This is a genomic window from Ensifer sp. M14 (genome assembly GCF_003355565.1).
Taxonomy (GTDB): domain Bacteria; phylum Pseudomonadota; class Alphaproteobacteria; order Rhizobiales; family Rhizobiaceae; genus Ensifer.
On sequence record NZ_QJNR01000004.1, the window covers coordinates 1,458,461 to 1,478,857 of the forward strand.

The 20,397-nt window shown below is 62.5% G+C and carries 22 protein-coding genes; 12 read left to right on the top strand and 10 right to left on the bottom strand.

The features are described 5' to 3' along the window. Window positions 1–264: 264 nt before the first annotated feature. From BLJAPNOD_RS06875 to BLJAPNOD_RS06895, 5 genes are all read right to left on the bottom strand, one after another. The gene (locus BLJAPNOD_RS06875; RefSeq protein WP_077501031.1) at window positions 265–501 is read right to left on the bottom strand and encodes a sulfurtransferase TusA family protein; all 237 of its coding nucleotides are present in this window, start codon (window positions 499–501) and stop codon (window positions 265–267) included. Then, window positions 501–1,949, bottom strand: coding sequence for a murein L,D-transpeptidase family protein (locus BLJAPNOD_RS06880; protein ID WP_115421171.1), 1,449 nt, complete (start codon window positions 1,947–1,949; stop codon window positions 501–503). The genes BLJAPNOD_RS06875 and BLJAPNOD_RS06880 overlap by 1 nt, the downstream gene beginning before the upstream one ends. A 212-nt stretch (window positions 1,950–2,161) precedes the next feature. Then, window positions 2,162–3,115 (bottom strand): acetyl-CoA carboxylase carboxyltransferase subunit alpha, encoded by a 954-nt coding sequence (locus tag BLJAPNOD_RS06885; RefSeq protein ID WP_077501030.1) that lies wholly within the window; start codon window positions 3,113–3,115, stop codon window positions 2,162–2,164. A 64-nt stretch (window positions 3,116–3,179) separates the two neighbouring features. After that, entirely contained in the window at window positions 3,180–4,142 is a 963-nt protein-coding gene (gene xerD / locus BLJAPNOD_RS06890) for a site-specific tyrosine recombinase XerD (protein ID WP_115419325.1), read from the bottom strand. Continuing rightward, window positions 4,139–4,288 carry a hypothetical protein gene (locus BLJAPNOD_RS06895; RefSeq protein WP_115419326.1) on the bottom strand — a complete coding sequence of 50 codons (150 nt, stop codon included), beginning with the start codon at window positions 4,286–4,288 and terminating at the stop codon, window positions 4,139–4,141. Before BLJAPNOD_RS06895 ends, xerD begins: the two co-directional genes overlap by 4 nt. Window positions 4,289–4,529: 241 nt before the next feature. Here BLJAPNOD_RS06895 and BLJAPNOD_RS06900 point away from each other — a divergent pair, with 241 nt between their 5' ends. From BLJAPNOD_RS06900 to BLJAPNOD_RS06910, 3 genes are read left to right on the top strand one after another with little or no spacing between them, the layout of a single operon-like run. Next, window positions 4,530–5,120: a shikimate kinase gene (locus tag BLJAPNOD_RS06900; protein ID WP_077501028.1), complete on the top strand. Its 591-nt coding sequence runs from the start codon at window positions 4,530–4,532 to the stop codon at window positions 5,118–5,120. Next, complete coding sequence (gene aroB, locus BLJAPNOD_RS06905) at window positions 5,113–6,246, top strand: 3-dehydroquinate synthase (RefSeq protein ID WP_115419327.1); 1,134 nt, start codon at window positions 5,113–5,115, stop codon at window positions 6,244–6,246. Before BLJAPNOD_RS06900 ends, aroB begins: the two co-directional genes overlap by 8 nt. Beyond that, window positions 6,243–7,550, top strand: coding sequence for an HlyC/CorC family transporter (locus tag BLJAPNOD_RS06910; RefSeq protein ID WP_115419328.1), 1,308 nt, complete (start codon window positions 6,243–6,245; stop codon window positions 7,548–7,550). Before aroB ends, BLJAPNOD_RS06910 begins: the two co-directional genes overlap by 4 nt. Before the next feature lie 3 nt (window positions 7,551–7,553). Here BLJAPNOD_RS06910 and BLJAPNOD_RS06915 read toward each other — a convergent pair whose 3' ends face one another. Further along, window positions 7,554–7,835 (bottom strand): BolA family transcriptional regulator, encoded by a 282-nt coding sequence (locus BLJAPNOD_RS06915; RefSeq protein WP_115419329.1) that lies wholly within the window; start codon window positions 7,833–7,835, stop codon window positions 7,554–7,556. A 143-nt stretch (window positions 7,836–7,978) separates the two neighbouring features. On the opposite strand from BLJAPNOD_RS06915, the gene BLJAPNOD_RS06920 reads away from it, so the two are divergent. From BLJAPNOD_RS06920 to BLJAPNOD_RS06935, 4 genes are all read left to right on the top strand, one after another. After that, window positions 7,979–8,614 carry a J domain-containing protein gene (locus BLJAPNOD_RS06920; protein WP_077501024.1) on the top strand — a complete coding sequence of 212 codons (636 nt, stop codon included), beginning with the start codon at window positions 7,979–7,981 and terminating at the stop codon, window positions 8,612–8,614. A 73-nt stretch (window positions 8,615–8,687) separates the two neighbouring features. Continuing rightward, window positions 8,688–9,683 carry a cobaltochelatase subunit CobS gene (gene cobS, locus BLJAPNOD_RS06925; RefSeq protein WP_077501023.1) on the top strand — a complete coding sequence of 332 codons (996 nt, stop codon included), beginning with the start codon at window positions 8,688–8,690 and terminating at the stop codon, window positions 9,681–9,683. Window positions 9,684–9,786: 103 nt separating this feature from the next. Then, complete coding sequence (gene cobT / locus BLJAPNOD_RS06930; RefSeq protein WP_077501022.1) at window positions 9,787–11,682, top strand: cobaltochelatase subunit CobT; 1,896 nt, start codon at window positions 9,787–9,789, stop codon at window positions 11,680–11,682. Window positions 11,683–11,781: 99 nt separating this feature from the next. Further along, on the top strand, window positions 11,782–12,774 hold the full coding sequence (locus BLJAPNOD_RS06935) for an esterase-like activity of phytase family protein (RefSeq protein WP_115419330.1): 993 nt from the start codon (window positions 11,782–11,784) through the stop codon (window positions 12,772–12,774). 48 nt (window positions 12,775–12,822) lie between these two features. Here the strand turns inward: BLJAPNOD_RS06935 and BLJAPNOD_RS06940 are convergent, their stop codons facing one another. Both BLJAPNOD_RS06940 and rpmB read right to left on the bottom strand, forming a co-directional pair. After that, entirely contained in the window at window positions 12,823–13,461 is a 639-nt protein-coding gene (locus tag BLJAPNOD_RS06940) for a VUT family protein (protein WP_077501020.1), read from the bottom strand. A gap of 151 nt (window positions 13,462–13,612) precedes the next feature. Beyond that, a complete protein-coding gene (gene rpmB, locus BLJAPNOD_RS06945) occupies window positions 13,613–13,909 on the bottom strand; it encodes a 50S ribosomal protein L28 (protein ID WP_077501019.1) in 297 nt (98 codons plus the stop codon). Between the two features lie 390 nt (window positions 13,910–14,299). Between rpmB and BLJAPNOD_RS06950 the strand changes: the two genes are divergently transcribed. Both BLJAPNOD_RS06950 and BLJAPNOD_RS06955 read left to right on the top strand, forming a co-directional pair. Beyond that, entirely contained in the window at window positions 14,300–15,076 is a 777-nt protein-coding gene (locus BLJAPNOD_RS06950) for a DUF3108 domain-containing protein (protein WP_115419331.1), read from the top strand. A 112-nt stretch (window positions 15,077–15,188) separates the two neighbouring features. Next, entirely contained in the window at window positions 15,189–16,076 is an 888-nt protein-coding gene (locus BLJAPNOD_RS06955; protein WP_077501017.1) for an EamA family transporter, read from the top strand. A gap of 17 nt (window positions 16,077–16,093) precedes the next feature. Here BLJAPNOD_RS06955 and BLJAPNOD_RS06960 read toward each other — a convergent pair whose 3' ends face one another. Both BLJAPNOD_RS06960 and gloB read right to left on the bottom strand, forming a co-directional pair. Beyond that, window positions 16,094–16,537, bottom strand: coding sequence for a cupin domain-containing protein (locus BLJAPNOD_RS06960; RefSeq protein WP_077501016.1), 444 nt, complete (start codon window positions 16,535–16,537; stop codon window positions 16,094–16,096). Beyond that, window positions 16,537–17,307 carry a hydroxyacylglutathione hydrolase gene (gene gloB / locus BLJAPNOD_RS06965; RefSeq protein ID WP_077501015.1) on the bottom strand — a complete coding sequence of 257 codons (771 nt, stop codon included), beginning with the start codon at window positions 17,305–17,307 and terminating at the stop codon, window positions 16,537–16,539. Before gloB ends, BLJAPNOD_RS06960 begins: the two co-directional genes overlap by 1 nt. A gap of 171 nt (window positions 17,308–17,478) precedes the next feature. Between gloB and BLJAPNOD_RS06970 the strand changes: the two genes are divergently transcribed. The 3 genes from BLJAPNOD_RS06970 (at window position 17,479) to BLJAPNOD_RS06980 (ending at window position 20,364) form a co-directional block, all read left to right on the top strand. Then, window positions 17,479–18,243: a class I SAM-dependent methyltransferase gene (locus tag BLJAPNOD_RS06970; RefSeq protein WP_115419332.1), complete on the top strand. Its 765-nt coding sequence runs from the start codon at window positions 17,479–17,481 to the stop codon at window positions 18,241–18,243. Window positions 18,244–18,334: 91 nt separating this feature from the next. Then, window positions 18,335–19,441 carry a histidinol-phosphate transaminase gene (gene hisC / locus BLJAPNOD_RS06975; RefSeq protein ID WP_115419333.1) on the top strand — a complete coding sequence of 369 codons (1,107 nt, stop codon included), beginning with the start codon at window positions 18,335–18,337 and terminating at the stop codon, window positions 19,439–19,441. Continuing rightward, complete coding sequence (locus BLJAPNOD_RS06980) at window positions 19,438–20,364, top strand: prephenate/arogenate dehydrogenase family protein (RefSeq protein ID WP_077501013.1); 927 nt, start codon at window positions 19,438–19,440, stop codon at window positions 20,362–20,364. The genes hisC and BLJAPNOD_RS06980 overlap by 4 nt, the downstream gene beginning before the upstream one ends. Window positions 20,365–20,397: the final 33 nt, after the last annotated feature.

Below are 20,397 nucleotides of genomic sequence, written 5' to 3' on the forward strand. Positions count from 1 at the left end.
CGGGAGCCGCTCGAAAAGCTCGGCGGCCGCAAGCTCATGCCCGGAATGCCCGTCGAAGTCTTCGTCCAGACCGACGAGAGAACCGCAATCTCATACCTCACAAAACCCTTCACCGACCAGATGCTCAGAGCATTCCGCGAGGAGTGAAGGGGGCGAAGACTGCCGGCCATGAGCCAACCGCAGGGATGAAGCCGATAGTACGGCTTCATCCCTGTTCTTTGATGCGCTGTTGGTTTGGAGGAGAGCCGAAGGCGCTTTGTGCCTTCAGACGCCCTTGCGGATCAGGAAGCGGTGACCGCCTTCAGCGGGGCAAGCCGCCTCGAGGCTATGGCCGTCTTCGCGGCAGAAATGCGGGATATCGATCACTGCCATCGGATCGGTCGTCTCGATCTCGAGCAGTGCCCCTGCGGCCATGGAGGCGATGCGCTTGCGGGCCTTCAAAACGGGAAGGGGGCACTTAAGCCCCCTGAGGTCGTAGACCGTCTTTCCTTCGTCAGGCATCAATTGCCCCAGATCTTCCAGAAGGGCCGCTTCTTCGGCGGTTCTTCCACCGCAACGGGTGCTTCGGTCGTTGGCGCGACAGCGGCTTCGGCATTTGCCGCAGCGACGGCGGTGTTTTCAGGCTGAGCCTTCTGTGGGGCTCCGGCCGACCGCGTCTGCTTTGCCGCGGTACCTGCCGGCTGAACCTGCGGCTGCACGGCTGCCTGCTGCTCGGGGGCTTGCGCGACCGGTGCAGGCGCCTGTTCTGCGGGTTCGCTCTTGGAGAACAGGCCCCAGAAGGACGTCTTGGCCGGCTGTTCGACGGCGGCCTGCAGCACCGGCTGAGGGACAGGATTGGCGGCAGGAACCGGCACATGGGTGCCGCCCTTGGTTGCCTTTTCGAGTTCCTTCTTCTGGATCTCGACAGCCACCTTGGTTTCTTCGGCTTCCTTTTGTTCGGCCAGCTTCTTTTCGAGGTCGCTTGCCTTCATCAGCTTGCCGGCGTCGATCGAGTTGCCGGTCGGTGCGTAGGCAAGCTCACGACCGGCGCGCTGCTTGGCGACGATCGCCTTGCGCTCCGCCTCGCTCGGCTCATACCAGACCATGCCGTCGTACTTCTTCATGGCCTTGTCGTAGTCGAGCTTGTAGCCCTTCTCGAACGTTGACATGGCCATCTGCAGCGCGGGCGGGGTGGACATCGCCGGGCAAGTGCCGCCCGGATTGAAAGCGCCGCTGCCTTGCTGGTTGAAGACGTACTTCTTCTCGCAGACATTGATCTCCGGCGGCCGCTTGGTGACTTCGAACTGATCGTAGCCGACCTTCAGCATGTTCCAGAATTCGATGTTCGGATTGTTGCGGTGACGCGCCATGTTCTCGGCGGTCATGCGGAAGGGAAATGCCTGCAGCTGGACGCTCTGCTGTCCGCCCTTGAAGGCGTCGCGCGCCATGGCGAAGATCTCGATCATCTGCTCGTCGGTCATAGAATAGCAGCCGGACGAGGAACAGGCGCCGTGGATCATCAGATGCGTACCCTGACGACCGTTGGCGCGGTCATAGGTGTTGGGGTAGCCGGTGTTGATCGCCAGATAATACTTCGAATTGGGGTTCAGCTGCTGCGGGAACAGCGGATAGAAGCCTTCCGGGGCCTGACGATCGCCTTCCTTCACCTTCGGGCCGAGCTTGCCCGACCAGGCGCAGATCTTATAGCTTTTCAGGAGCTGGAAGCGGTTGGAGGTATTGGCCTTCCAGACCTCGAGCGTGCCTTCTTCCTTGAAGATGCGCAGCGCGATCGGGGATGTCTTTTGCATCCCGAGCTCGCTCATCTTGGCGGCCATCTTGCTGGAAAGCTGGTACTCGGTCTTGTTCTTGACGGTCGAAAGATCGACCGTCGCCGTATCCAGGGCATCGTTGGTGCAGCCGGCAAGCACAGCGGCGACAGCGGCGGTGGCTACAAGGTTTCTCAAGCGCATCAGCGAAAGCCCGTTCAAACCAAAACTCGTCAGTGCGAGCCGCGTCCGACGGGGAGGGCTCTTAGGGAATCAGTAAGCCATTATACTTCACGAATTCTTAACCCTGCAGGGCGCCCTGCACACACCGTTGTTCATGACGCCACGAATATGGCCAAGATTTGGCCACGGTCCGATTTGTGGTTGCGAATTCTCTAGCGAACAATCGCCTGTAATCAGAGGTTCCGGCCGATATTGAGGTACTTTTGTCGGCGGTCTGTGCGCAATTCGTCGCCATTGCGTCCGGACAGCTCCTTCAGCGCATCGGCGATCACCGTTCCGGTGCGGGCGATGACCGACTGCGGATCGCGGTGTGCGCCGCCGACGGGCTCGGGAATGATGCCGTCGATCACGCCCAGCGCCTTCAGATCCTCAGAGGTGATCTTCATGTTGCTGGCCGCTTCCTTGGCGCGGGTCGAATCGCGCCACAGGATCGAGGCTGCCCCTTCCGGCGAGATGACGCTGTAGATGGCATGCTCCAGCATGTAGACGCGGTTGCCGGTGGCGATCGCGATCGCGCCGCCCGAGCCTCCTTCGCCGATGACGACCGTGACGATCGGCACGCGCACGTTCAGGCACATTTCCGTTGAGCGGGCGATGGCTTCCGCCTGGCCGCGTTCTTCGGCGCCAACGCCGGGATAGGCACCAGCGGTGTCGATCAGCGTGATCAGCGGCAGGCCGAAGCGGTCGGCCATTTCCATGACGCGGATCGCCTTGCGGTAGCCTTCAGGGCGCGGGCTGCCGAAATTGTGTTTGATGCGCGACTTGGTATCGCTGCCCTTTTCCTGGCCCAGCACGGCGACCGGCATGCCGCGAAAGCGCGCGAGCCCGGCCTGGATGGCCTCGTCGTTGCCATAGTTGCGGTCGCCGGCAAGCGGTGTGAACTCGGTGAAGAGTTCTGCCGAATAATCGAGGAAATGCGGGCGCGAGGGGTGGCGGGCGACCTGGGTCTTCTGCCACGGCGTCAGCTTCGAGTAAATCTCGGCCATCGCATCGCGGACGCGTGTCTCGAGCCGTTCGACCTCATCCGAAGTGTTCACACTCTCGTCTTCGCCGGCGAGTTTCTTCAGTTCGAGAATCTTGCCTTCGAGGTCGGAGATAGGTTTTTCGAAATCGAGATAGTTGTGCATGAGATGCGTTTCCGATCGTTTTGCGACAAGGATCTGCCGGCCGAAACCAGCCTGCCCGGCGGTCCTAATCCTGTTTTTTCGCCTGTTTGGCAAGAGGGTGATGGTTTTGCACGAGGTCGTGCAGCCGTTCTTCCAGAACATGTGTATAGATTTGTGTCGTGGAAATGTCCGAGTGACCCAACAGTTCCTGCACGGCGCGAAGGTCGGCGCCGTTGGCAAGCAGGTGGCTGGCGAAGGCATGGCGCAGCACATGCGGCGAGATCGTCGCGACCCGGATGCCGGCGCGCGCCGCCAACGATTTCAGCTCGCGGGCAAAGACCTGGCGGGGCAGAAACCCTGCCTTTGCCGAAGACGGAAACAGCCACGGGCTTTCGCGCTCGCCCTTGTCCGCCTCCGCAAACTCTTCTGTTAGAGCCGTGCCGTAAGCGCGCATCGCGCGGATCGCTGCCTGCGACAAGGGCACCAGCCGCTCCTTGTTGCCCTTGCCGCGGACGACGAGAAAACGCCCGTCCTGGGCGAGGACGCTTGCCGGCAGCGACACCAGTTCGCTGACGCGCATGCCGGTCGCATAGAGAAGCTCCATCAACGCATGCATGCGCAGCTTGGAAAGCCGCTCGGGTCCGCCTGTCGTTGCCGCGGCCTCGGTTTCCGCCTGGCCGATCAGCCGCGAGACGTCGTCGATGCTCAGCGTCTTCGGCAGGCTTCTGCCCTTCTTCGGTGCATCGAGGATGCCTGTGGGGTCGTCGCCGCGCAGGCCTTCGGCATAGAGGAATTTGTAGAATTGCCTAAGCGCCGACAGCCGGCGGGCCTGTGAAGAGGGTTTGAAACCCTGGCCGGCGAGATGGGCGAGATAATGCCGGAGATCGTCGGCAACTGCTGCCGTCAGCCCGGTTCCTCGGCTGCGCATGTGGGACAAGGCGTCTTCCAGATCGCGCTCGTAGGATTGCAGCGTGTTGACGGCGGCGCCGCGTTCGGCGCTCATCATTTCGAGGAAGGCCTCGACATGTGCCGCGGAAAGATCGCTCATTGTGTCTTGTTCACCCGCTCCGAGGGGATCTTCACGGTCACATTCCGCTCGACCGGCTCGACCAAGGTGACGAGCGCGATCATCGTACCGTAGACCAGCCCGGCGATGACACCGCAGAAGAACAGGAACCGGAAGAGGGTGGGCATTTCAGTCTCCTCTGCATGGTTGCTTAAACCGGATCGAATCCAGGTATAAAATCATGCAGCCGTTGAATGTGCTGCGGCAGCCTATTGCGCGTCTGGATGGACACGTGGCCCGTTGGCCGATGCCCAATCTATATGAACGCCCCTTTCGCCAAGTTCAAGAAGCTTGCACGGAGGGCTGCGACGGCTTGACGCTCCACCCCGATTTGTCGATACCGGAAGGGAATGGGGAATAAGAAGTCCAATGAACGACGTGATCGAACCGGTTTCCGCGACGCTTGCCGAACGGGCGAAGCTTGCGCTCGGTAAACGCAATCTCGTTTTCATCGGCCTGATGGGCGCCGGTAAATCGGCGATCGGTCGGCTGACGGCGCAGTCGCTCGGCATACCCTTCGTCGATTCCGACCACGAGATCGAGCGCGTTTCACGCATGACGATCAGCGATCTCTTTGCCCGTTATGGCGAGGACGAGTTTCGGGCGCTGGAGACGCGCGTTTTGAAGCGCCTGCTGCGCACCGGTCCCCGCGTCGTTTCGACCGGCGGCGGCGCCTATATCAACGAGCGATCACGGCGCCAGATCAAGCGCGGCGGCCTGACGATCTGGCTCAACGCGGAACTCGACGTGCTCTGGGAGCGGGTCAACAAGCGCGACACGCGTCCGCTCTTAAAGACCGAAAATCCCAAGCAGACGCTCGAAAACCTGATGCGCGCCCGCTACCCGATCTATGCCGAAGCCGATCTGACGGTGATGTCGCGCGATGTGAACAAGGAGACGATGGTGGAGGACGTTCTCACCGCCGTCATAGATTTCCGGAAAGTGCCAAGTGATGAATAACCATGTGATGCCAGCTGCCGAGCGCAAGGTACGTGTCGATCTCGGCGATCGTTCCTATGACATCCTGATCGGCCCGGGGCTGATCGCTCAGGCCGGCAACGAGATCGCGTCGCGCCTTAAGGGGCGCAAGGTCGCCGTCATTACCGACGAGAATGTCGGTCCGCGCTATCTCGAACCGCTGCTGGCGAGCCTGAAACTGCGGGACATCGAGGCTGTGTCGCTGGTGTTGCCGGCGGGCGAAAAGACCAAGAGCTTCGAGCATCTCATCCCCGCCTGCGAAGCCATCCTCGGTGCCAGGATCGAGCGCAACGACGCGGTGATCGCGCTTGGTGGTGGCGTCATCGGTGACCTGACCGGCTTTGCGGCCGGCATCGTGCGTCGTGGCTCGCGTTTTATCCAGATCCCGACATCGCTTCTGGCCCAGGTCGATTCCTCGGTCGGCGGCAAGACAGGCATCAATTCGCCGCACGGCAAGAACCTGATCGGCGTCTTCCATCAGCCGGATCTGGTGCTGGCCGACACGGATGTGCTCGACACGCTGAGTGAGCGCGAGTTTCGCGCCGGCTATGCCGAAGTTGCGAAATACGGACTGATCGACAAGCCGGACTTCTTCGCCTGGCTGGAAAAGAACTGGCAGGCGGTGTTTTCAGGCGGGGCTGCGCGCATCGAGGCAATTGCCGTGAGCTGCCAGGCCAAGGCCGATGTGGTGGCGGCAGACGAACGCGAGAATGGCCTGCGGGCTCTGCTCAATCTCGGTCACACCTTCGGCCACGCGCTGGAGGCGGCCACCGCCTACGACAGCGCCCGTCTGGTGCATGGCGAAGGCGTGGCGATCGGCATGGTGCTGGCGCATCAGTTCTCGACGCGCATGAACCTTGCGAGCGCCGACGATGCGACCCGGGTTGAAGCGCACCTGCGCGCCGTCGGCCTGCCGACGCGCATGGACGAAATCCCGGGCAGCCTGCCGCCGGCCGAAAAGCTGATGGATGCGATTGCCCAGGACAAGAAGGTCAAGGGCGGCAAGCTCACCTTCATCCTGACCCGCGGCATCGGCCAGTCCTTCGTCGCCGACGACGTGCCGGCCACCGAGGTCCTGAACTTCCTGAGGGAAAAGCACCCGCAATGACCGGTGAAGCATTCCTGGCTTTTCTTGGCGAATACTGGCTGTCGATTGCCGCGGTCTTCGGCCTGCTGTTGTTTTCGGCCTTCTTCTCGGGTTCCGAAACGGCACTGACCGCGGCATCGCGCTCGCGCATGCATTCGCTGGAGAACAACGGCGACGAACGGGCGGGCATCGTCAACCGCCTGATCGAGCGCCGCGACAGGCTGATCGGCGCGCTTTTGATCGGCAACAATCTCGTCAACATTCTGGCTTCGTCCCTGACGACGAGCCTGTTGATTGGCCTCTTCGGCAATTCCGGCGTGGCGATTGCGACGGTCGCCATGACGATCCTGCTGGTCATCTTCTCCGAAGTGCTGCCCAAGAGCTGGGCGATTGCGTCGCCGGATCGGTTTGCGCTAGCGGTTGCACCGCTGGTGCGTCTCTTCGTTGCCGTTGCCGGACCGCTGTCGAGCCTGGTCAATGGTATCGTGCGACGTATCCTTTCGCTCTTCGGCGTCAATCTCTCCTCCGAGATGTCGATGCTTTCGGCGCATGACGAATTGCGCGGCGCGGTGGACCTGCTGCACCGCGAGGGTTCGGTGATCAAGGCCGACCGGGATCGTCTTGGCGGTGTGCTCGATCTCGGTGAACTCGAGATCTCCGACATCATGATTCACCGCACCAACATGCGGGCGATCAATGCCGACGATCCGCCACAGATCTGTGTGCGCGAGATCCTGCAAAGCCCGTTCACGCGGCTGCCGCTGTGGCGCGGTGCTGCCGACAACATCATCGGGGTGGTGCATTCCAAGGATCTGCTGCGCGCGCTCGCCGAACCGGATGTCGAGCCGGAAAACCTCGATATCGTCAAGATTGCGCAAAAACCCTGGTTCGTTCCCGACACGACCAATTTGAAGGACCAGCTCAACGCCTTCCTGCGTCGCAAGCTTCACCTGGCCATCGTCGTCGACGAATACGGTCAGGTGCAGGGGCTGGTAACGCTCGAGGACATTCTGGAGGAGATCGTCGGCGATATCGCAGACGAGCACGACCTCGATATCCAGGGTGTTCGCCAGGAGGCGGACGGCTCGATCGTGGTCGACGGCTCGGTGCCGATCCGCGATCTCAACCGCGCGCTCGACTGGTCGCTGCCGGACGAGGAGGCGACGACGGTCGCGGGTCTCGTCATCCATGAATCGAAGAGCATCCCCGAGGAGCGCCAAGCCTTCACCTTCCACGGCAAGCGCTTCATCGTGATGAAGCGCGTGAAGAACCGGATCACGAAACTCAGGATCCGCCCGGCCGAGGACCAGACGCCGATCGGCTGATGCTTACCAGCGCGTCGGTTCGCCGGGGGCTGCAGGTTCAACGGCCAGCGCGTGCAGGCCGGCGTCGAGTTCGGGCTTCAGGAGGTCGTTGATGGCGCGATGGCGCGCAACGCGGCTCATGCCGGCAAAGGCGTCGGCAACGATGCGCACGCGCATATGAGTTTCGCCGCCGCCGTCGAAATCCGGTTGATGGCCCGCATGCAGGTGGCTCTCGTTGATCACGGCCAACTGTTCGGGATGGAAAGCTTCCGTCAGTTTCCGTTCGATCGTGTCCCTGAGCGACATTCTTCCGTCCCATTTCCTTGGTTGCTGGATGCCCTTGTTCTGGTCGGGTCCGGCGATGCTGCCTTGGCGGCGCAAAATGCCCGCACAAAGCCAGTAACATTCCGCTTTGTCAATTCTTGTTGTGGCCTCGGCCAACCCCCATAATGAGCGCCATGAGACTCGATTCAAAATACTTCGATCGCATTCGGACACGGCGCAAAGTCGAGCCGCGCGCTGAACCGTCCGCTCCCACCTGTCAGTGGGACGGCTGCGACAAGAAGGGCGTTCATCGCGCACCCGTCGGCCGCAACGCCGAGGGGCAATACTTCATGTTCTGCTTCGAGCATGTGAAGGAATACAACAAGGGCTACAACTTTTTCTCCGGCCTCTCCGACAGCGAAGTCGCCCGCTACCAGAAGGAAGCGATAACGGGACATCGCCCGACCTGGACCGTCGGCGTCAACAAGAACGCCAAGAATGGTCCGACCCAATCGCAGACACGTTCGGGCTCCGCCGGGGCGCAGGCACGCATGCGCGATCCCTTCGGCTTCGTCAGTGAGGCAAAGGCGCGCGCCGGTCGTCCAGAGCCGCGCCAGCGCAAGCTGAAGACGCTCGAGGCCAAGGCCTATGAAACGCTCGGCCTCGGCGCTTCGGCGACCGCCAGCGATATCAAGACGGCGTACAAGGAACTGGTCAAGAAGCACCACCCCGATGCCAATGGCGGAGACAGGGGATCGGAGGAGCGTTTTCGTGCAGTAATTCAGGCCTACCAATTGTTAAAACAGGCTGGTTTCTGCTAACAACGCGGATTATTACAGAAGCACTTTTGCAGGCGAATGCGCGGGTGCCGCCGGTGGCCGCTCTGGAGACATGATGAGCAAGATTGACCTCGACATTTCCAACCTCCCCGACACGACCGTCTCGGTTCGGGAGGTTTTTGGCATTGATACGGATTTGCGCGTTCCCGCCTATTCGAAGGCCGACGCCTACGTGCCGGACCTCGATCCGGACTACCTCTTCGACCGCGAAACCACGCTCGCCATTCTCGCAGGCTTTGCCCATAACCGACGCGTGATGGTCTCGGGCTATCATGGTACCGGTAAGTCCACCCACATCGAGCAGGTCGCAGCGCGCCTCAATTGGCCGTGCGTGCGCGTCAACCTCGACAGCCATGTCAGCCGTATCGATCTCGTCGGCAAGGATGCGATCGTCGTCAAGGACGGCATGCAGGTCACCGAGTTCAAGGACGGCATTCTGCCCTGGGCCTACCAGCACAATGTCGCGCTCGTCTTCGACGAGTACGATGCCGGCCGCCCGGATGTGATGTTCGTCATCCAGCGCGTGCTGGAATCCTCCGGCCGCCTGACGCTGCTCGACCAGAGCCGCGTCATTCGCCCGCACCCGGCCTTCCGTCTGTTTGCGACCGCCAACACGGTCGGCCTCGGCGACACCACCGGCCTTTACCACGGCACGCAGCAGATCAACCAGGCGCAGATGGACCGCTGGTCGATCGTAACGACGCTCAACTACCTGCCGCACGACAAGGAAGTCGACATCGTCGCTGCCAAGGTCAAGGGCTTTACCGCCGACAAGGGCCGCGAGACCGTCTCCAAGATGGTGCGCGTTGCGGATCTCACCCGTGCCGCCTTTATCAACGGCGACCTGTCGACGGTGATGAGCCCGCGTACGGTCATCACCTGGGCAGAGAACGCCTACATCTTCGGCGATATCGCCTTCGCCTTCCGCGTGACCTTCCTCAACAAGTGCGACGAGTTGGAGCGGGCGCTGGTCGCCGAGCATTACCAGCGCGCCTTCGGCGTTGAGCTGAAGGAAAGCGCTGCCAACATCGTGCTTGAAGCCACTGCCTGATCCATGGCCCGTCCTTCTCCTTGAAGGACGGACTGTGTCTCTGTGGCAAACTCGATGATGTCCGGCCCGGACATCATCGCATCTGGCTGAAGAAGGAACTGTCGTGAGCTCGAACTCCAAGGCAAAGCCGACCACGCGCGAAAATGCCGCCGAACCGTTCAAGCGGGCGCTCTCCGGCTGCATCCGATCGATTGCGGGTGATGCCGAGGTGGAGGTGGCTTTCGCCAACGAGCGGCCGGGCATCACCGGCGAGCGCATCCGTCTGCCTGAAATATCGAAGCGCCCGACGCGGCAGGAACTGGCCGTGACGCGCGGTCTCGGCGACAGCATGGCGTTGCGCAAGGCCTGTCACGACGCCCGTATCCACGCGACGATGTCGCCGCAGGGGTCCGATGCGCGGGTGATTTTCGATGCCGTCGAGCAGGCTCGGGTCGAGGCGATCGGCTCGCTGCGCATGGAAGGCGTTGCCAAGAACCTGAGCTCGATGCTCGAGGAGAAATATTCCAAGGCCAATTTCGGCGCGATCAGCAAACAGGCCGACGCGCCGCTCGGCGAGGCCGTTGCGCTTCTGGTGCGCGAAAAGCTGACTGGCGAGAAGCCGCCGGCATCCGCCGGCAAGGTGCTGGATCTCTGGCGCGACTTCATCGAGGAGAAGGCCGCCGGCGACATCAAGAACCTGTCGTCGACGCTCAACGACCAGCAGGCCTTCGCCCGGGTGGTGCGCGACATGCTGACGTCGATGGACGTTGCCGAAAAATATGGTGACGACGACATCGAGCCGGACGAGCAGGAAAGCGAGACCGACGAGGATCAGCCGCGCAGCCAGGAGCAGGACGAGAACGCCAGCGACGAGGAGGCCGGTGACGACGCCGCCCCCGCCGACGAAAACCAGGCTGCCGAAGAGCAGATGGAAGAAGGCGAGATGGACGGCGCGGAGATTTCCGACGACGACCTGCAGGACGAGGGCGACGAGGACAGCGAGACACCCGGCGAGGTCAAGCGTCCGAACCAGCCCTTTGCCGATTTCAACGAAAAGGTCGATTACACCGTCTTCACCCGCGAGTTCGACGAGACCATCGCTTCGGAAGAACTGTGCGATGAGGCCGAACTCGACCGGCTGCGCGCCTTCCTCGACAAGCAGCTCTCGCACCTCCAGGGCGCGGTCGGACGGCTTGCGAACCGCCTGCAGCGGCGCCTGATGGCGCAGCAGAACCGGTCCTGGGAGTTCGACCTGGAAGAGGGCTATCTCGACAGCGCACGCCTGCAGCGCATCGTCATCGACCCGATGCAGCCGCTGTCGTTCAAGCGCGAGAAGGATACCAATTTCCGCGATACGGTCGTGACCCTCCTGATCGACAATTCCGGATCCATGCGCGGCCGGCCGATCACGGTTGCGGCGACCTGTGCCGACATTCTGGCGCGCACGCTGGAGCGTTGCGGCGTCAAGGTCGAGATCCTCGGCTTTACCACCAAGGCGTGGAAGGGTGGGCAATCGCGCGAGAAGTGGCTGGCTGGCGGCAAGCCGCAATCGCCGGGTCGCCTCAACGACCTGCGCCACATCATCTACAAGTCGGCAGATGCGCCGTGGCGGCGTGCGCGCCGCAATCTCGGGCTGATGATGCGCGAGGGACTGCTCAAGGAAAACATCGACGGCGAGGCGCTGATCTGGGCGCATGAGCGGCTGATGGCGCGTCGCGAGCAGCGCCGCATCCTGATGATGATTTCGGATGGCGCGCCGGTCGACGATTCGACGCTGTCGGTCAATCCGGGCAACTATCTCGAACGGCATCTGCGCGCCGTGATCGAGCAGATCGAGACGCGCTCGCCTGTCGAGCTTTTGGCAATCGGCATTGGTCACGATGTGACGCGCTACTACCGCCGCGCCGTGACGATCGTCGATGCGGACGAACTGGCCGGCGCGATGACCGAGCAACTTGCCGATCTGTTCGAAGACGAAAGCATGCGCCGCCGTCCCGGGCGTATGCGCCGCGCAGGGTAATCTTTCGCGAAGCCGGGGCGACCTTCCGTCGCCCCGTTCATCCCAAAGCGGTGCCGCGGTCGCCGTCTTCCTCTCCTGCCCGACCGAAGGAACTCCTTGATGCTTGGCCGCGGTCTCCTCGTTGTTTTTCTGCTGGCCTCGACCGGTGTGGCGTGGGCGGCCGGTGGCAGTGAGACGCTGCCCATTCGCAGCCGGCAGATAGACGCTTTCAAGGTCGGTTCCAGCCAGACGCGGTTCGGTCAGCTGGAATTCATCGGCGGCCTGGAGATGACGTCGCCCAACGCCTTGTTCGGCGCGGTTTCGGCCATCCGTTTCCGGCCGGATGGGGTTTCGTTCGTTGCCGTCATGGATACCGGCCACTGGCTCGAAGGGGCCGTGACCCGCGATGCGGACGGCAGGCTTTCCGGCCTCACTGACCTGACGGCAACGCCGATGGCCGACAGGAGCGGTGCGGTCGGGCTCGAGAAGTGGAAAGTGGATTCGGAAGGGTTGGCGCTGCGCGAGGGTGAGGTGATCGTCAGCTATGAGCAGGCCCATCGCATCGATATCTACCCCGACCCGGGCTTTTCCGGTGCGAGGCCCGTCGGCAGCCTCCCGCTGCCGTTCCCAAAAACCGAGCTGCGCAGCAACGGCGGGCTTGAGACCGTCGCCATTTCGCCGAAGGACGGCCCGCTCGGCGGGGCTGCCGTCACCGTGTCCGAACGCAGCGTCGACAAGGCGGACAACCTTCTCGCAGGCATTCTCGATGGCCCGATGAAGGGCACGTTCGCAGTTGTTCGCACAGAACCCTACGCCGTCACCGACGGCGCTTTCCTGCCCGATGGCGATCTCCTGCTCCTGGAGCGGCGATTCAACTTCGCCTCCGGTCTCGGCATGCGCATCCGCCGCGTTCCCGGCGCCACCATCCGGCCAGGCGCCGTGGTCGACGGCGACGTCATTCTCGAAGCCGACATGGGCTATCAGATCGACAATATGGAGGGCCTCGACGTCGTCGCTGGCCCGGACGGCGATATCAGCGTCATCGTCGTCTCCGACGACAACCACTCGATCCTCGAGCGCAATCTCATGCTGGAATTCCGGCTGATCAAATGAAAACGGGGCCATTCGGCCCCGTCGTCAATTCACTTGCCTCAGGTGGGATCAGGCTGCAGCCTTGCCCGAAGGCATGGGCTTGATCACGCTCATCAGCGCGCCATAGGGCATCAACATAACGATGCCGCAGAGGATCTTCACAGAGAGGTCGCCAAGCGCCCAGGAGATCCAGCGCGGGGCTTCTGTCGCGAGGATACCGAGCAGCGGTGCCGTCTCCAGAGCAAAGCTGTCATTCGGTCCGAAGAACACGAAGAACGGCGCAAAAGCGAAGGAGAAGAACATCGCCGTGTCGAGGGCCGAGCCGATCAGCGAACCTGCCAGCGGCGCCTGCCACCAGCTCTGGCGGCGGAGCCTGTTGAACACCGAGATATCGAGCAACTGGCCGAACAGGAAGGCGGAGCCAGAGGCGATCGCGATGCGCGGCGTGGCGGCGAAGAAGGAGAGGACGATCGCTACGAGGAAGCCGACGACGACGACACGACGCGCAATGCGCGGGCCGAAATGGCGGTTGGTCAGGTCGGTGACGAGGAAGGCGAAGGGATAGCTGAAGGCGCCCCAGGTCAGGAGATCGCCGAGCTGCATGCCGGCGATCGAGCCTGGCAGCGGGTACTGAACGAGGAAGTTCGAGGCCACGACCACCAGGGTCATGAGTGCGACATAGATGAAGAACGTACGGTTGATCAGCATTTTTTTATCCTGGGAGATGCCACCAGTTGAGCGGAAGCCAGGCTCTAACGCCGGGCCGATGAAAATCTGCAAATTGCACACGAGAAAAAGGCTTGCCGGATAAACCCGCAAGCCTTTTTAAAGTCGTGTCGAAGACAGACGCTGGCGCCGATTAAGCGGCAGCGGCTTCAGCGTTCTTCTTGACGATCTGACGGCGCAGCAGGCGAGCGCGCATGCTCAGCTCGTTCTCGTCAGCCTTCACGAGGAAAGCGTCGAGGCCGCCACGGTGTTCAACCGAGCGGAGAGCTGCTGCGGAAACGCGCAGACGGAAGCGCTGGCCGAGAGCATCGGAAATCAGCGTGACGTTGCACAGGTTCGGGAAGAACTTGCGCTTGGTCTTGTTGTTGGCGTGGCTGACATTGTTGCCCGACTGGACGCCCTTGCCGGTCAATTCGCAACTACGGGACATGGTACACCTATTCTCTTTATCGCCGCCGGACGATGCGGTAGCGGGCCCAGAGCCCAGGCCGCGTTCCTGTTGGCCATTATTGGAAAGTTGCGGTTCTATAGTCAGAGACTGCCCGCACGTCAAGCCAAACCTCTTGCATTCTCGGAAAACCGCCGTTTCTTGCGGCCGTTTCTGCATCGGGCAAGCTTGATTGCGCCCACACTAATGCTTCGCGACAGCCATTCCAAGCCCATTCATCATACGCTATCTGTTGTCCTGTGGATGCAGGAGAGGTCCATGGCACGGCTTTGGGTCCCGCGGCCGGATCTCCCGGAAAAGGCCTAGAAAAGCCGCAAACGACCTGCATTCCAAGGCATTGCGACGACATTCGAGTGATGGATCTCTTAGGGCATGAAGTTGCGCATCGGTTCTCGCGCGGTAGCGCTTTTGTCAGCGGCATTGTTTTCCACAGCATCGCTTGCTGCCGATATCGAGCATCAGACGGATTACAGCATTTCGCTCGCCGGATTGCCGCTTGCGAGAGCGTCATTCCATACGGCCCTTGAAAAGAATCGCTACACGATATCCGGAACGCTGCATTCAGCCGGCCTCGTCGACATCTTCAGCCGGACATCGGGCCAGACCCGTGTTTCGGGCGTTATCGGCCGCGACCATCTGCGCGCAAACGAATATTCGATGTCCTATCGCAGCGGCAAGAAGGGCCGAGCGATCAATGTCACCTACGCCAACGGCAACGTCGTGCATGCCAGCATGACACCGAAGCGCACGCCGCTGCCGAAGAACTGGGTGCCGGTGACCTCGCGCGACATGCGCAACGTACTCGATCCGCTATCCGGCCTGATCATTCCGGGCAATGCCCGCGTCTGCCCCAATACACTGCCGATCTTCGACGGCGAATCGCGTCTCGACATCAAGCTGTCGGCGAAGGGAACCAGGCCCTTCAAGACCAAGGGGTTCGACGGAGAGGCGATCGTCTGCGGTATTCGCTTCGTTCCGAGGGCAGGCTACAAGAAGGGCCGCGAAGATGTCGAGTATCTCAAGCGTCTGCAGACCATGGAAATCTGGTTCGCCAAATCCGATGCTGTCGATGTCTATGCGCCGGTCTATGTGCGCATCCCGACCAAACTAGGTCCCGTGACGGTTTCGGCGACGCGTTTCGGCGGTTGAACCTCCCGTTGGTGGAGATTATCACTAACATTCGACGCCGAGTCATGATTTTATCCGCGCCGGTTTCTCCTACAGTGCCGTAGCAGTTGGAGGCCGCACGAGGGGATAAGATATGAAATTCAAGGCAACGTTGATCGGTGCGACCGCGATTCTGATGTGGTCGCTTCTGGCGCTGTTTACCGCTGCATCCGGCAAGATGCCGCCGTTCCAGCTGTCGGCGATCTGTTTCCTCATCGGCAGCATTCCCGGGCTGGTCGTTCTTGCACTCAAGCCAGAGCGGTTGGCGCTTTTGAAGCAGCCGGCCACGGTCTGGATCACCGGAATTGCCGGCCTTTTCGGCTATCACTTTTTCTATTTTACCGCGCTTCGCAGCGCGCCGCCTGTCGAGGCGGGCCTCATTGCCTATCTCTGGCCGCTGCTGATCGTCGTCGGCTCCGCCCTTCTGCCGGGCGAACGGCTGCGCTGGTATCACGTTGCCGGCGCGCTTTCGGGCCTGATGGGCACGATCATGATCATCGCCCGCAACGGTATCGCCTTTGACGACGCCTATCTCATGGGCTACGGCGCCGCTTTGCTCTGCGCCTTCACCTGGTCCGGCTATTCGCTTTTGACGCGCCGTTTCGAGGCGGTCTCGACCGATGTCGTCACCGGCTTCTGCCTGGCGACATCGCTGCTCTCGTTCCTCTGCCATCTCGGCCTGGAAACCACCGTCTGGCCGGAAACGACATTCGAGTGGCTGGCCGTCGTGGGCCTCGGCCTGCTGCCGGTGGGGGCTGCCTTCTACGCCTGGGACTTTGGCGTGAAGAACGGCAATATCCAGCTGCTTGGCGTTGCCAGCTACGCCGCACCGGTGCTGTCGACGCTGATCTTGATCCTGTTCGGTTTTGCCGAGCCGTCATGGCGCATCGCCGCCGCATGCCTCTTCGTTACCGGCGGAGCGGTACTCGCGGCCAAGGACATGATCTTTCGCAAGGCGCGCGCTGCGCAACCGGCGGAGTAAAACGGGGTCTCGTCGGATTACGTCTCAGGCGGCGCCCAACCGGGAGCCGCCATCTCGAAGACCGAGAAATCGAAGCCGGGCGCCACCGTGCAGCCGACCAGCGTCCACTCGCCGAGCGAGACGGCCGATTGCCACCAGTTGGGCGGCACCAGCCCTTGCGGGCGCTCGCCGTCCAGAATGCCGGGACCGAGACGCAGCACCGTTGCCGGCGCGCCGTCGGCGGCGATGCTGAGCTCCAGCGGCGCACCGGCATAGTGATGCCAGATCTCCGCGGCATCGTGCACCCGATGCCAGTGCGAGCGCTCTCCGCGCTCCAGCAGGTAGTAGATCGCCGTCGAGTGGCCACGCGGCCCGCCGTTGCCGTCACGGAAGGTCTGGACGTACCACCCGCCCTCCGGATGGCGCGTCAGTCCAAGCACGTCGATGATGGCGGCAGGGGTCAGTTGCTGGTCCAACGCCATCAGAAATTATCCTTGCGCTTGCGGATTTCGGCAAAGACAGCGGAATCGGCAGCGCCTTCCAAGCCGAGATGCGCACGGATCTTCGGGTCTGCGGCGCGCAGGAACGGGTTGGTGCGCTTTTCAAGGCCGATGGTCGTCGGCGCGGTAAAGCCACCATCGCAACGCGTTTCCTCGATTTCGGCGGCACGCGTCTTCAGCTCGGCATTGTCGGGATCGATGGTCACGGCGAAATGTGCGTTCGACAACGTGTATTCGTGGCCGAAATAGACGGTTGTGTCATCGGGCAGGGCGATAAGGCGGCTGAGCGATTGCCACATCGTCTCCGGCGTCCCCTCGAACAGACGGCCGCAACCGAGTGCAAACAGCGTATCGGCGGCAAAGAGCAGCTTGTCCTCGGGGAGATGGAAACAGATATGGCCGGCGGTGTGGCCGGGCGTTTCGATGACGTCGACCGGGTGGCCGGCAAAGTCGAAGCGCTCGCCGTGGCGCACGCTTTTATCGATGCCGGGGATACTGGCCGCTTCTGCCGCAGGCCCGATGATGGTGGCGCCGAAGCGCTCCTTGAGCGCGACGTTGGCCGCCACGTGGTCGCCATGGTGATGGGTGGTGAGGATGTGGGTAAGCGTCCAGCCGCGCCGCTCCAGCGCCTCCAGGATCGGCTGCTCCTCGGGTGCGTCGATCGAGGCGGTGGCGCCGCTTGCGAGGTCATGCACCAGCACGCCGAAATTGTCGGTACGGCAAAGAAAAAGGTCGAGTTCGAGTGCGGCCATGGCAAATTTTCCGATCGGGTTTCCGCCGGATGATGTTCGGTCGGATAGACGAAAATCATCCGGCGCGTTTAACGCGGCTGCGCGCTTTGACGCTCTCAAGAGCGCGGCGCGGCTGGGACTGCCGTCGAATGTAGCGAGGCTTGCCTTGAAGTCTACCGCTTCAAGGCTAACATGTTGCGCATGCACACCGATATCGTCGACCTCCGAGAATTCTACCACTCCGAACTGGGCCGCATGGCGGAACAGTCCGTGACCATGGCGCTGTCGTCCGTCTGGGCACGCCTGCCGGAGGAGCGGCTCGTGGGGCTCGGCTATGCCGTGCCCTATCTCGAGCGCTTCCGCAAGGACACGGAGCGAACCTTCGCCTTCATGCCGGCGGGGCAGGGGGCGGTGAACTGGCCGGTCGCCGAGCTGTCGTCGACGGCGCTGGTGTTCGACGAGGAATTGCCGTTGCCTGATTCTTCTATCGATCGGGTGCTGATGGTGCATTCGCTGGAATTTGCCGAAAGTCCGCGCGAGACGATGAAGGAGATCTGGCGGGTGCTGGCCCCGGGTGGGCGGCTCGTGATCGTCGTGCCCAACCGTCGCGGCGTCTGGGCGCGCATGGAGCATACGCCGTTCGGCTCCGGCCGGCCCTATTCGCGCAGCCAGCTGACGGCGCTCCTGCGCGAGACGAACTTTACCCCCGGCGCCTCGGCCGAAGCGTTGTTCTTCCCGCCATCGAAGCTGAAGATGATCCTGCGCCTGCGCCGCGGCTTTGAGCGGCTCGGACGGTCGCTCTGGCCTGTCTTCTCAGGGGTGATCGTGGTGGAGGCTCAGAAGCGGCTCTACCAGGGCCTGCCGGTCGCCGCGCGCGCGTCGCGCCGCGTGTTCGTGCCGGTGCTGGCGCCGCAGGGTATTCCAAGTACCCGGGAGCGCCCGCGCGCTCAGCCGTGATCGCCGCCCTCACAGGGCCTTCCGACCCTCGACAAATCCCGATTGCGCCGGTATTGGCTTGGCCTTCTTTCCTGCCTTGAAAGCTGATCCGATGAGCCTTGCCTCCAAGAGCCCGCAGCCGCGCCCCGGCATTCTGGACATTGCCGCCTATGTGCCCGGCAAGGAGCATGCTCCCGGTGTCGCCAAGGTTCACAAGCTCTCCTCCAACGAGACACCGCTCGGCGCCAGCCCCAGGGCGATCGAGGCCTTCCAGGCAGCGGCCTTCAATCTGGAGCGCTACCCCGACGGTCAGGCGCGGGCGCTGCGCGAGGCGATCGGCGCGGTGCACGGGCTCAACCCGGCGAACATTTTGTGTGGCAACGGCTCGGACGAATTGCTCGGCCTCATCTGCCACACCTATCTGGCGCCCGGCGATGAAGGCATCATCACCGAGCACGGGTTCCTGGTCTACAAGATCCAGATCATGGCCGCCGGCGGTACGCCTGTTACGGTCAAGGAACAGAATGCGACCGTCGATGTCGATGCGATCCTTGCCGCAGTGACCGAGCGCACGAAGCTCGTCTTTCTTGCCAATCCGGCAAACCCGACCGGTACCTATATTCCTGCTGACGAGGTTCGCCGCCTGCATGCTGCTCTTCCGGAGGGCGTGCTTCTGGTACTCGATGCGGCTTACGCCGAATATGTTCGCCGCAACGATTATGCGGCCGGGCTCGAACTGGTTTCGGCCAGCCGCAACGTCGTCATGACCCGGACGTTCTCCAAGATCTACGGGCTTGCGGGCCTGCGCATCGGCTGGATGTACGCGCCACCTGAGGTGATCGATGCGGTCGATCGCGTGCGCGGTCCGTTCAACCTCAGTGCAGCGGCCATTGCTGCGGGTGCCGCGGCCGTGCGCGACCAGGCCTTCGTCGCTGAAGCTGTCGACCATAATCTTACCTGGCTGGAGCGCGTCGCGCATGCGCTGGAAGCGCTCGGCCTTACCGTGACGCCATCGGTGACCAACTTCGTGCTCATCCACTTCCCGGACGAGGACGGCAAGCGCGCGATCGACGCGGACACGTTCCTCACTGCTCGCGGCTACATCCTGCGCGCGGTTGCGGCCTACGGTTTCCCCAACGCCCTGCGCATGACCATCGGCTCGCAGGAGGCCAATGAGGGCGTGATCGCGGCACTGACAGACTTCATGGGACGGAAATGATGACACAGCAGTTTGAAACGATCGCGCTTATCGGCATCGGCCTCATCGGCTCATCGATTGCCCGGGAAATCCGCGAGAAGCAACTCGCCGGGACCCTGGTGATTTCAACCCGCAGCGAAGCGACGCTTGCGCGTGCCGAAGAGCTTGGCCTTGGTGACCGCTATACGCTGTCGGCTGCCGATGCAGTGCGCGGCGCCGATCTCGTCATCGTCTCGGTGCCGGTCGGCGCTTCGGGTGCAGTCGCTGCCGAAATTGCCGCCCATCTGAAGCCGGGCGCGATCGTCACCGATGTCGGCTCGACGAAGGGCTCCGTCATCGCCCAGATGGCGCCGCATCTGCCCGACACCGTGCATTTCGTGCCGGGCCATCCGATTGCCGGTACCGAGCATTCCGGCCCGGACGCGGGCTTCGTCGGCCTCTTCCGCGGCCGCTGGTGCATCCTGACGCCGCCCGCCGGCCAGGACGAAGAAGCAGTCGCACGGCTGCGGCGGTTCTGGGAAACGCTCGGCTCGATGGTCGAGGAAATGGATGCCGAGCATCACGACAAGGTGCTGGCGATCGTCTCGCACCTGCCGCACATCATCGCCTACAACATCGTCGGCACGGCGGACGATCTGGAAGCGGTGACCGAATCCGAAGTCATCAAGTATTCTGCGTCCGGCTTCCGCGACTTCACCCGTCTTGCCGCATCCGACCCGACCATGTGGCGCGACGTCTGCCTGCACAACAAGGACGCGATCCTGGAAATGCTGTCGCGGTTTTCCGAAGACCTCGCCTATCTGCAGCGGGCGATCCGCTGGGGCGACGGCGACAAGCTGTTCGATCTCTTCACCCGCACCCGCGCGATCCGCCGCTCGATTATTCAGGCCGGCCAGGATACGGCGATGCCCGACTTCGGCCGCCACGCGATGGATCAGAAATAGTCATCACGCCACAAGAAAGCCCGGGTTGTGGAC